General features: G+C 71.3%; 9 protein-coding genes and 1 tRNA gene. 3 read left to right on the top strand and 7 right to left on the bottom strand.

All coding sequences use genetic code 11. The features are described 5' to 3' along the window. Positions 1-67 precede the first annotated feature (67 nt). The 4 genes from ACWDAS_RS03100 to ACWDAS_RS03085 all read right to left on the bottom strand — a co-directional run bounded on the left by ACWDAS_RS03100 (position 68) and on the right by ACWDAS_RS03085 (position 5,534). Complete coding sequence (locus tag ACWDAS_RS03100; protein WP_450386904.1) at positions 68-1,480, bottom strand: Cys-Gln thioester bond-forming surface protein; 1,413 nt, start codon at positions 1,478-1,480, stop codon at positions 68-70. A 234-nt stretch (positions 1,481-1,714) separates the two neighbouring features. Next, positions 1,715-2,161 (bottom strand): single-stranded DNA-binding protein, encoded by a 447-nt coding sequence (gene ssb, locus ACWDAS_RS03095; RefSeq protein WP_450386902.1) that lies wholly within the window; start codon positions 2,159-2,161, stop codon positions 1,715-1,717. 116 nt (positions 2,162-2,277) lie between these two features. Then, a complete protein-coding gene (locus ACWDAS_RS03090; protein ID WP_450386900.1) occupies positions 2,278-3,885 on the bottom strand; it encodes a GTPase in 1,608 nt (535 codons plus the stop codon). Next, positions 3,882-5,534 (bottom strand): dynamin family protein, encoded by a 1,653-nt coding sequence (locus ACWDAS_RS03085; protein WP_450386898.1) that lies wholly within the window; start codon positions 5,532-5,534, stop codon positions 3,882-3,884. The genes ACWDAS_RS03090 and ACWDAS_RS03085 overlap by 4 nt, the downstream gene beginning before the upstream one ends. Before the next feature lie 322 nt (positions 5,535-5,856). On the opposite strand from ACWDAS_RS03085, the gene ACWDAS_RS03080 reads away from it, so the two are divergent. Together ACWDAS_RS03080 and ACWDAS_RS03075 are read left to right on the top strand one after the other, a co-directional pair. Then, a tRNA-Arg gene (locus tag ACWDAS_RS03080) sits at positions 5,857-5,929 on the top strand. A gap of 614 nt (positions 5,930-6,543) precedes the next feature. Then, positions 6,544-7,206, top strand: a complete 663-nt coding sequence (locus tag ACWDAS_RS03075) for a Type 1 glutamine amidotransferase-like domain-containing protein (protein ID WP_450386896.1) — start codon at positions 6,544-6,546, stop codon at positions 7,204-7,206. Between the two features lie 227 nt (positions 7,207-7,433). On the opposite strand, the gene ACWDAS_RS03070 is transcribed toward ACWDAS_RS03075, so the two are convergent. After that, positions 7,434-7,796, bottom strand: a complete 363-nt coding sequence (locus ACWDAS_RS03070) for a suppressor of fused domain protein (RefSeq protein ID WP_450386894.1) — start codon at positions 7,794-7,796, stop codon at positions 7,434-7,436. Between the two features lie 95 nt (positions 7,797-7,891). Continuing rightward, the gene (locus ACWDAS_RS03065) at positions 7,892-8,125 is read right to left on the bottom strand and encodes a bifunctional DNA primase/polymerase (RefSeq protein ID WP_450387278.1); all 234 of its coding nucleotides are present in this window, start codon (positions 8,123-8,125) and stop codon (positions 7,892-7,894) included. A 267-nt stretch (positions 8,126-8,392) separates the two neighbouring features. Between ACWDAS_RS03065 and ACWDAS_RS03060 the strand changes: the two genes are divergently transcribed. Further along, on the top strand, positions 8,393-9,880 hold the full coding sequence (locus tag ACWDAS_RS03060) for a hypothetical protein (protein ID WP_450386892.1): 1,488 nt from the start codon (positions 8,393-8,395) through the stop codon (positions 9,878-9,880). Between the two features lie 508 nt (positions 9,881-10,388). On the opposite strand, the gene ACWDAS_RS03055 is transcribed toward ACWDAS_RS03060, so the two are convergent. Further along, the gene (locus ACWDAS_RS03055; RefSeq protein ID WP_450386891.1) at positions 10,389-11,174 is read right to left on the bottom strand and encodes a polysaccharide deacetylase family protein; all 786 of its coding nucleotides are present in this window, start codon (positions 11,172-11,174) and stop codon (positions 10,389-10,391) included. Positions 11,175-11,232 lie beyond the last annotated feature (58 nt).

Below are 11,232 nucleotides of genomic sequence, written 5' to 3'. Positions count from 1 at the left end.
GGCGAAGGGGGCGGAGGTCCATGACCTCCGCCCCCTTCACTCAGGAGCGGCCAGCGCCCGCGTCAGCTCACTCGGCCGACGGGGTCGCCTTCTTCTTGCGGAGGAAGAAGACCGCGCCGCCGCCGAGGACGACGAGCGCGATCGCGATGCCGGCGATCAGCGGGGTGGCGCTGCTCGCACCGGTCTCGGCGAGGTCGCCGCCGGTGGAGCCGGTGTCACCGGTGCCCTCGGAGGAGCCGCCGGCCGTGGCCGGGCTGGGCGAGGAGGACGGGGTGCTGCCGCCGCTGCCGGCGGTGTCGCAGTCGAGGATGCCCTCGAAGGTCTTCTCGAAGCCGTTGGGACCCGTGATGGTGATCTTGTACGGCTGGTCCTCGCCCACCGGCACGGTGATGGTCTCGGACTTGCCGGCCTCGACCGTGTACTCCTTGTCGGCCAGCGTGAACGTGAACGGCTGGTCGCCCTCGTTGGAGGCGGTGACGTCGACGCCGTTCTTGTCGCAGTTCACCTCGGCGGAGACGGCCGGGATCGGGCCCTTGGCGGCCCAGGTGCCGGTCGCCGTGGCGGAGACGGAGCTGTCGCTGGAGCCGGCCAGGATCTGGACCTGCGTCTTGGTGTCGACACCCGTGAACGCGCGGCCGACCGGGAGCTTGGTGGTCGCGGTGGCGGTCAGCGATGTGGTGCCGTCCGGGGTGCCCGCCGCGACGTCGAAGTACAGCGCGTCGCCGTCCTTGGCCGTGCTGACCGGGTTGCCGTTCTTGTCGGTGATCTTGACACCGGAGGGGGCGCTCGGGGCGAGATTCACCTGGGCGCTGGCCGCGTTGGTGCGCACGTTGATCGGACCGAGCAGGTCACCGGCCTTGCCGGAAACGGCGGCCGGGTCGAGGGTCAGCGACGCGGCGGGCTCCTCCAGGGGCTTGGCGCTGGCCTGCAGCCAGTCCGCGAGCTTCTCGGCGTCGGGGTTGTCCGCGGTGACGTCGATGTGGTCCGAGAAGCGCCAGATGGCCACCTGGGTGCCGGCGGCGGCCAGCTGCGGAGTCAGGTCACCGTCGAGCTTCGCGGCCGACTTGAGCGCCGCGAGGTCGTTCACCTGGGGGTAGGAGTTCTGGAGGATCCAGTTGATCTTGCCCGCGTCGGCGTTGTCGTGGAGGCTCGACTCGTTCCAGGAGACTTCCTTGTACTTGGTGCCGTCGCCCTGGGTGTGGGTGTGGATGTCGATGCAGTACGTCTGTATGGTGCCGCCACCGTCCACGGACATCTCGAACAGCCCGGCGGAGACCTTGTCGTCGTGGCCGTTCTCATGAATGACGGCCTTGTCGAACGTCTTCAGTCCGCCGAGCTTTGCCGTCGCACCGGGCGCGGTGGGGGTCGCGTCGTCCGCGATGGCGGACCCGGCAACGGCCATGGAGCCCGCCGCGAGGAGCCCGGAGGCCACCATCGCGACGGCAAGACGGGCAGCTCCCCGCCTCCTTGCAGTGAACATGATTTTCCCCTCCGGGCGAGGTTGGTCGTGGGGGCAGGCCTCGCCGACAGCTGTGGATCCCCGGGGAAGGCCGGGGGTACCGCAGAATCCTAGGAACCAACCGCATCAAAGCCACCAGGATTCACGGTCGCCCAGGAATTCGAATCGCAATCGTTACCCGCACGTAGGCATGAACGGGAAATTGTCGATAAATCGTCGGCGTTTCTGCGCCGGGCGAATACCCAGCTGTCCGTCTTATCCGGACAGTGCGGCCACCGGGTCGCCGGTGCGCGGATCCCCGGCGCCCGGGACGGAATTCGGAACCATGAGTTCCGGATGTGCCGCGGACACCCGCCGGAACGCCGAGGTTCCGCGCGTCAGATCGTGGCCGCAGGCGATCGCGTCGATGTCGGCCGAGATCCAGCGCTGCCCGTCGCGCTCCTCCTCACGGACTCTCAGGCGCCCCTGGACCAGGAGTGGTTCACCGACCCCGACCGAGGCCGCCACGTTCTCGCCGAGCTGCCGCCAGGCCCACACGGTGTAGAAGCTGGTGTGCCCGTCGGACCAGCCGCCGCGCTCCCGGTCCCAGCGGCGCGCCGTCGTCGCCAGCCGGAACCTGGCGACCGGGACACCGGTGGGTGTCTTCCGGAATTCCGGCCTCGTGGCGACATTCCCCACGACGGTGACCAGTGTCTCGCTCATTTCCGACGCTCCCCCGCTGTCCATTGCCGTCCGGCGGCCCCTTGCCGCCGTCCCCGCGATGGGTCCATGGTGCGCCCGCCCCGCCACCCGTGGAGGAATCGAATTCAACCTGTGGATTACTGCCCGGCTGTGGACAACTCCGTCACCCGGAAGTGGTTGCCGGCGAGAACTCCGTACTGCTCCCGCACCTCCCGGTAGCGCAGCAATTCCGCCGCGAGCGGTTCGAGCACCCGCGCCCGCCCGCAGTCGGCCGCGGCGTCGCCCATCCGCCGCTCCGCGGCCTGGCCGTGCCGCCGGGCCGGGCCGCGAGCCGCGAACCGGCTCGCCCGGGTGAGCAGCGGACCGCCCATCCCGCCCACGACCATCAGCACGGGCGACGGCCACCACGGCAGCCGCAGCGCGCCCGCGGCCGTCACGATCCCGCACACCAGTGCCGCCGTCGCGAGGAGTGCCAGCAGCCACTGCGCCGTGCCGACCACCGACCACCACCTGGGGCGCAGCGGCTCGTCCGGGGCCGTCCGCTCCACCGCCGCGTCCAGCGCCTCGGGGAGCGTCCGCCCACCGCGGCGGGCCGCCTCGCGAACCGCCTGCGCCCAGGGAGCCGGCAGGCCCACCACGGCCTCCGCCGCGACCGCGCGCACCGCCTCGTCGACCGCCGCACGGGACGCCGAGAGAGCGGGACGGCGGCCGTCGAGGGAGCCCGCGTGCAGGTCGCCGCCGCGACCGCGGCGCAGTCGCCGCCACGGGGTGCCGCACGCCTCCTCGGCGGCCCTGGCCCACGCGCGCTCCGCCACCCGGCCCGCAGCCGCGGCGCCGACGGCGTGCGCGAGGCTCGCCGTGAAGTCCTCACGGGCCCGGTCGGTGAGCCCGGTCGCGCCCTCGGAGACGTACAGCGGGCGCAGCCGTTCGGCGAGCCCGTCCACGTCCGCGGACAGCCGCCGGCTCGCGGCCGCGCGCTCCGCGACGACCTGGCCGATCGCCGCCCTCAGCTCCGGCACGCCGTCGCCGTTCAGCGCCGATGTGGCCAGCACCATGGCACCGTCCTCGCCGTGCTCGCCGACCGCGAGCCCGTCGTCGTCCAGGAGCCGCCGCAGGTCGTCCAGGACCTGCGCGACGGCCTCCTCCGGGAGCCGGTCGGTCTGGTTGAGGACGACGAGCGTCACGTCTGCGTGCCCGGCCAGCGGCCGCAGATAGCGCTCGTGGAGCGCGGCGTCCGCGTACTTCTCCGGGTCGAGCACCCACACGATCACGTCGACCAGCTTCAGCACCCGGTCCACCTGGTCGCGGTGCCCGACCGCCGCCGAGTCGTGGTCGGGCAGGTCGAGCAGGACGAGCCCGGCCGGTCCGTCGGCCGCCCGCTCCGCCCCGTCGTCCAGGGCGCTGTGCCGGGCGAACCGTGCCTTCGGCGCGATGCCGAGCCGGTCGAGCAGCCCCGTCGCGCCCTGGGGGTCCCAGGCGCAGGCGACCGGCGCCGAGGTCGTGGGCCGGCGCACGCCGATCCGCGACAGCTCCAGTCCGGTCAGCGCGTTGAACAGGGACGACTTCCCGCTGCCCGTCGCCCCGGCCAGCGCCACCACCGTGTGGTCCGCCGACAGCCGGCGCCGGTCGCCGACCCGTTCCAGCAGCTCCCCCGCCCCGTCGAGCGCCTCGTGGCTCACGCGGGTGCGCGACAGCCCGAGCAGTTCCGACAGCGCGTCCACCCGCTCCGTGAGCACCTGGGTCACCTCTCCCACAGTCCGTACGACTTCTGCACGACCGAAAGCTCCGCGATCAGCGACGCCTGCTGGCGGGCCGTCACATCCAGCGCGTCGACGGGGAGCACGCGCCGTTCGCGCTCGGCGTCCAGTACGTCCCCGACGAGCCGGTCCAGCTCCTCGCGCGCCCGGTCGCCCGCCCGCAGCGCGGCGTACGCCCCGACGAGGGAGGCGAGCCGCTCGCCCGCGACCGTGCCCTTGCGGCCGCCGAGCACGGCGACCGCGAGCAGCACCGCCGCGTCCTCCGGGTCGACGGCCTCCGCGCTCGCGCGCACCGCCTCGTGCGCCAGGCGGGCCAGCGTCCAGCGCCACGCGTCGACGGCCTCCTCGATCCGGTCCTCGGCGTGGTCGGCCGCCGCGTCCGGGTCCGCGCCCTCCAGCAGGACGGCGCCCGCGCGGTCCCGGCGCCAGGCGTCCAGGGTCTGCTCGTCCGCCGTCGCGACCTCGGTGCGCAGCAGGGCCGCCAGGCCCTCGGCGAGCGCGGCCTGCAGTGCCTCGGGGCCGCAGTCCGGGTAGCCTCGCCAGCTGGCCAGGGCCTCCCCGGCGAGCAGCGCCCCGGCCCGGACGGCGTCCTGGATGCGGGACTCGGCTTCGTCGTAGGCGTCGTCCACGTGCCGCGTCAGGCGCAGGGCCGCCGCGTGCTGCGCCGCCGAGGCGCCCGCGAGCTCCGGGAGGCGGTTGCCGAGGGAGCCCAGCACGCCGGACGCGGTGCGCCGCGCCGCCTGGTGCCGCGCGGCGGGGTCCTCGGCGCAGTGCGCGAGCCAGCTGCCCAGCGCCGCCACCGCGGTGTGCGGCAGCAGCCCGCCGGCCCCCGCGGACTCGGGGAGCTCCGGCACCGTGAAGCGCGGCACGTCCCCGAGTCCGGCCCGGGTCAGCAGTGCCGCGTAGTGCTGCGAGACGTCGTCGGCGATCTGGTGCGGCACGCGGTCCAGGACGGTGGCCAGCGTGACGTCGTACTCCTTGGCCGTACGCAGCAGGTGCCAGGGCACCGCGTCGGCGTAGCGCGACGCGGTGGTCACCAGGATCCAGATGTCGGCCGCGCAGAGCAGCTCGGCGGCGAGCTCGCGATTGCGGGAGACCAGGGAGTCGATGTCGGGTGCGTCCAGCAGGGCGAGCCCGCGCGGCAGCGTGTCGTCCGTCTCCAGCCGCAGCCACAGCTGCCGCGGCTCCTCCGCCTCGCGTTCCTCGTCGGTCCCGTCCGCCCCCTCCTCCCCGTCCGCGTCGGCGGCGGTCCGGGGCCGCGGCGCCCACGCCCGGGCCAGGCCCGGCAGCACCCGCGGGTCGGCGAACCACGCCCGGTCCTGGGGGTGGCACACCAGCACCGGCGTGCGTGTCGTGGGGCGCAGCACGCCCGCGTCGCTCACCCGCCGCCCGATCAGCGAGTTCACGAGCGTCGACTTGCCCGCTCCCGTCGAACCGCCCACCACGGCCAGCAGCGGCGCTTCGGGAGCCCGCAGCCGGGGCACCAGATAGTCGTCGAGCTGTGCCAGCAGCTCCTGGCGTGTGCGGCGGGCCCGCTCGGCTCCGGGAAGGGGGAGAGGAAAGCGCGCGTCCTCGACGCGGTCGCGCAGTGCGGACAGCGCGTCAAGGAGTTCGGGCCGTACATCCAAGATCGCCACAGTGGCAGAATGCCCCATTTTGATGGGTTTTTGAAGCGTATTCCGCCCAGTTCACACCTTTCGGCCCGCAAGAACGCCGGAACGGGACAGAAGAGCCGTAAGAGACACCGGCATAACGAGTGCACAACAGCCGCCGACTGAGGCGCCAAAACTGGTGCGACATTCGCACCTGCCTGCGATTATCAGACCGCTTCACCGAACCTACACAACGTGTCATGAAGGCGAAGCAACCGGCCGCACATCAGCCGCGCCCTATCCTTGTCCCCGGCAAGGTCACGGAACCGTCGACACAAGGGGCGGGTTCGGTCGCGGCCAACGTCCGGCCCCCGTAGCTCAGTGGATAGAGCAGGCGCCTTCTAAGCGCTTGGCCGCAGGTTCGAGTCCTGCCGGGGGCACGTCATGCGCCCCTCCTTCGCGGAGGGGCTTTTTGCTGGTCAGAGCCTTGCCGCCTGGAGTGAAGCAGCGCCGGACCGCCCGCGTGTGATCACGGGAGTGCTCCGGCGCCGTCCGGCTGTCACCGGGTTTGCGCGGGTGGCTCTGTCGAATACGTGTCGAAGTCCGGGGAGCGGTTCAGAGATCTTCGTCCGTCTCGGGGAGGTCTCCCCCGGCCTCGATCCGCCCCTGGTGATCCCTGAGCTGACCAGAGATACAACGCGCGTAGGTGGCGAGCAAGACAGGGACGCTGTTGCCCGCCCACTCCGCAACCTGCGCCGGCGGGATGCCCGCGTTGAGCCACGAGGTCAGGCAGGTGTGCCGCAGGTCATAGACGCGCTTGCCGGGCGGAGAGGCGAACTCTGCCGGCGCGAGAACCTGCTGCCGGGCGGTGCGCCAGGCGCGGCGGAAAACCGACCCGCGAGGACGTCCTGCGCAGCCGGAGGATGAGCCGAGAGCCCCGGCGACCTGAGAGCCCTGAAGGACCTCTGAAGAGGTCGCCCGAACTGCGATGAGTTCCAGCGCGGTCTCGGGTCTTCAGGTACATCCACCTTCTGCACGCGAATTTGGAGGCACCTTGAAGCTCTTGCTTACGTCAGGCGGCGTCACGAACCCAAGCATCCACACGGCGCTCGTAAAGCTTCTCGGCAAGCCGATCGCCGAGTGCCACGCCCTCTGCATCCCGACAGCACAATGGGGTCACCCGATGTGCGGGCCGACATCGGTGCGGGGCCTCGTAGCCGCCCAGCCCACGTGGCAACACCTGACCGGCCTGGGCTGGGCGTCACTCGGCGTCCTCGAACTCACCGCACTGCCCACCATCGGCGCAGAACGATGGGTCCCCTGGATCCGGGAGGCCGATGTGCTCCTGGTCGACGGCGGCGACGCGACGTACCTGTGCCACTGGATGCGGGAGTCCGGGCTGGCCGATCTGCTGCCTTCGCTGCCCGACACGGTCTGGGTTGGAGTGAGTGCCGGAAGCATGGTGATGACGCCCCGGATCGGAGCGTACTTCGTGGAGTGGCCGTCCGCGCCGGACGACCGCACGCTGGGAGTCGTCGACTTCTCAATCTTCCCGCACCTGGACGCTTTCCCAACGAACACCCTGGCTGACGCAGAGCGGTGGGCCGCCGACATCGGCGTCCCGGCCTACGCCATCGACGAACAGACGGCCATCAAGGTCGTCGACGGCTCCGTCGAGGTGGTCTCCGAAGGGCAATGGACGAAATTCGGGTCATAGCCGCCCGACAGTCGTGACGTCGCGTCGTTCCGCGAGACCCCATAACGTGCCACGCCCTCGACCACCGGGGCGCCCGCGGCCACCTCCATGACCGCGTGATACCGCTGCTCGACCACGCTCAACTCCACCGGCACGGCCCCGGCCCTCCCGCACGCGCCGAATCAGACGCACACAGCCAAGCCGAGGCAAGCGGTGTCAAGCATCACGTGAAGCCACACTGTCAGCCATCAACCGAGACAGGACATCATGGTCTGATCTCGGTGCGGTAAGACTGCGGGCCTGCGCGGATCAACGGGGTTGATCTCGGCTTCGTCGAAGAGTTGTTCCAGGGCCTCGGTTCCGTGCTTTCTGCGGAACGCGATCTCGGATGCGGTCACCGGCAGCAGCCAGAGCAAGCGGGCGTGCCCACCTGGCAGGGCACACAGAGACGACCCCACTTCCCTTGCTCTAGACGACCGGCCGTCCGAGGCGGACCAACGCTGACAGACGATGACAACTGTCCACCGGAACAGCGCAGGCCAGAGCAATAGGCTTGAGCATTTGCCCAGGTGGGAGAGTGGCCGAATCACTTCCAGAAGAACTGATCGCATTGCCCGGAGCTTGCCTCAGCCACCCCGCCAGGGGCCGTCGCTGCCTCGCGCGCCGGCGCAGCGTGTACGACTTGATGCCACCACTTACTGGCGTTCTACCGTCGCCTGGACACCTGCCTGGTGTAGCCGGTGGGCGAGGAACGCCAACGGTCAGCGTCCCGTCGGACGTCGTCCTTTGACGTGCCGAGGTCGAGGACGACGAGGCGCGACGGACCGGTGGCGATGCCGATGTTGAAGTCACCAGCGAAGCGGCAGTGGGCGATGCGGCCGTGGTCTGTGGTTGCCCTGTTCTCCCAGGCACGGACGGCGGGCCGCTTGTCGCCGGGAATGAGGGACGAGGGTCCCGCCCGCGCGGAGCACCCGCGGTGGGACGGTGCCCCGGTGCCGCCCTCAACCGTGCGGGGCGGTGCCGGGGCTCACTGTGTCAACGACCCTTCCCAAACGTGCAGTTGCGCTGTTGCCCAGCGGTGACAGTTCACCCACGCTCCGGTGATGGTTGACCAGCGAAGATTCACGCATCGCCAGCCGCTGAGGCCGACAATGGACACGCAGACAGGCAGCGAACTTGCATCAGTTCACCGTTCCCTGGAATCACCATGTCTACTCGACGTGTCACTCTGGCCACCGCCACCGCCGTCGCCCTGCTGGCGCCTGCCGCGGCGTACGCGACGCCCATCGACAGCACGCTGAAGCTGGCGCTCAGCGACGTCAGCCACAACGACGTCGCCCGCGGCCAGAACATCCAGACGTTCACCCTGACCGTCACCAACCCGTCCGACGCCGCCCAGGACTACACCGGCCTGGTGTTCGGCATCCCCAGCGGGCCGAGCCCCATCCTCGGCAGCCAGATCCTCTTCGAGGCGGCTCCGGTCACCGCTCCCGCCACGGACGTGAAGGCGGCCCAGGAGGACCAGTCGGCGATGATCGGGTTCTTCCCGCACGGCGGCAAGGTCGGCGACGACTTCTCCGTGCCGGCGAAAGCCAGCATCAGCTGGAAGATCACCTTCGGCTTCCGCCAGGACTACCCGCTCAACGACGACGGCATCAGGCTCGCCTTCGACACCGGCAGGGGCTCCGAGACCGTGCACTTCAACGTGCCGCCCGCGCAGGCCGACGGCAAGCTCACGGGCGTGTTCGGCCCCAAGGCCACGGTCGCGCGCGGAAAGCCCGGCCAGACCTGGTACGAGGTCGACAACAATGCCGGCGGGCAGTTCGACGTCCCGCTGCGGACGCTGATCTCCGTGGCGGACCCGGTACCCGGACTCGGCCTGGACGTCCTCAGCAACGGACACTGGGTGAAGGCCCAGACGGCCGGAAGCCGGCAGTGGGCCCTTCCCGAGATCCCCAAGGGCTTCTCCCACGGCCAGAAGAACCGCTACGACCTGCGGTTCACCGTCCCGTCCACCCCGGGCACGGGCAAAGCCCGCGACCTCGGCGTGCAGATCTTCACCGGCCTGTCCAAGGGGAACACGGCGCCCATCGTGGACACGGAGGGCGCGATCCACTACGACCCGAAGCCAGCGGCGGTGAGCACCCCGACCCCGTCGCCCACCACGTCCGCCTCCACGGCGGCCGCGGCGTCCCCGACCCAGAGCAAGCGGCCGCCAACGCGCCCAGCACCGACCAGCTGGCCGAGACCGGTTCCGGCGATGCAGGCCTCTTCGCCGGCCTGGCCGCGGTCCTCGCCGCCGCGGGCGTCGCGATCACGGCCTCGGTCGGCCGCCGCCGCAACACCGCAGCCTGAACTCCGGCCCGACGCCGGGCCAAGTCTCCACCGGGCCCCGCGGCCGCCTCGCGCGACCGCGGGGCCCGCTGCGGCAACGCCGCGCCTACGCCTGCCATCGTGCCCGCTGCGTGCCCGATCCGACGGGAAACGGCGGGGACCCACGGGTAACGACGGCCACAGCGGCGCCAAGACCCAAGTCAAAGGCTTTCCAGGTCAGCCCGCATCCGCGTCACTTGTCTTCCAAACTGGGGACCATAATGCCCAAGCGGCGGCGAGCGCGGGAGCGCCCCGCAAGTTGAGCACCGTCGCGGGGTCGTCCCCGGGCCGTGGAAGGTGGACCAGCGCTGACCACCGTTGACAACCAGTGACGGCATCAACGCTGGTCAGCGGGCTGTTCCATCTGGAGGCCCAGCTCAGCCAGGCGGCCGGTCAGTAGACGGTCTACTGCACTGTCGGCGATCGCCGACCGAACGCGTTCCCGTCACCCGCGCGGACGCACCAAGCGGAGCGCGGGGCGGGTCGACCCGGGGCCGCCCGCGTCCGCGGCCGTACCGTCGGTGTCACCGGCGCACCGGACGTCAGCCGCGCGGCCCAGTCCGCGAAGGACAGCCAGGGGACAGCCGGGAAGTCGGCGCACAGCGCCGCGAGGTCGACGTGGTATCCGTCTCCGTCAGGTAGGTGAACACCACGGCCATGTCAGGACTGGTCCGCCGCAGCGATTCCAGGAGAACGCTACGGAAGGCCACCGGGCCGCCCGCCGCCTCCGGCACGGCCCGGGCCATCTGCGCGGGAGTGGGGTCGTCTCCCGCGAGGCGCCCATCCGCCGTACGAAACGCCTGCCACTTCTGCGTATGCGGGGGCAACAATCACGGGGTGGGAGAGGAACTCCTACGGGTGTCACGCCCTGAGGTGCCGGGGTCCTCAGCCAGCAGCTCCGTCATCGTCACGGCGTGAAGGCCGCGCCGGTGCAGGCCGTCGAGGATCCCGGGGAGCGCGGCCACGGTGCCCGAGTGCCCCAGATGCAGGCTCACCACCGATCCTGGCCGTACCTCGCGCAGCACGGTCGCCTGCACGGCGGCGGCGCCGGGATCGGTGTAGTCCAGCGAATCCACGTCGTAGGACAGGGTGTGCGGGTAGCCCGCTTTCCGGGCGGCGATTTGCACCGTGCGCGTCGCCAGCCGCGCCCGCGACGGACGGAACCAGCGGCCCGGCGAGCCTGTGAGCTTCCGCAGCCGTGCCGCGCACTCCTCGATCTCCGTGTATGCCGACGCGACGCCCATCGTGTCGATCGGGCCATGAGTCTGCGTGTGGTTGCCCAGCTCATGGCCGCCGTCCAGCACCCGACGGGCCATCTCCGGACAGGCGTCCAGCCAGCTCCCAACCGCCATCACGGTCACCCTGGCCTCCGCCCGCTCCGCCTCCCGCAGCAAGGCGGTGGCGAGCGCGGGGTCGCCCTGCCCGTGAAAGGTGAGGGAGATCCGGGGGCGGTCGCGCGGGCCGTGGGTGATCTGTGCGGGAAGTCTCGCCGGCGCGGCTGCGGTCGTCGCCGCAGGGCGCGGGCCGGCGGTGACGCGGGGGCCGGTCGGCTGCGATGCGCAGCCCGAGGCGAAAGTGCCTGCCGCGGCGGCGATCAGGGCGGTGCGACGGTTCATGGCCGACTACTTTATGCAGCCGTCTAGGAACCGTACGTGATGGAGTCGCGTGTCGACC

It is taken from the genome of Streptomyces sp. NPDC001070 (genome assembly GCF_053598835.1).
The sequence above is the reverse complement of the archived record's forward strand: the minus strand, read 5'-3'. Positions and strand labels throughout refer to the sequence as shown.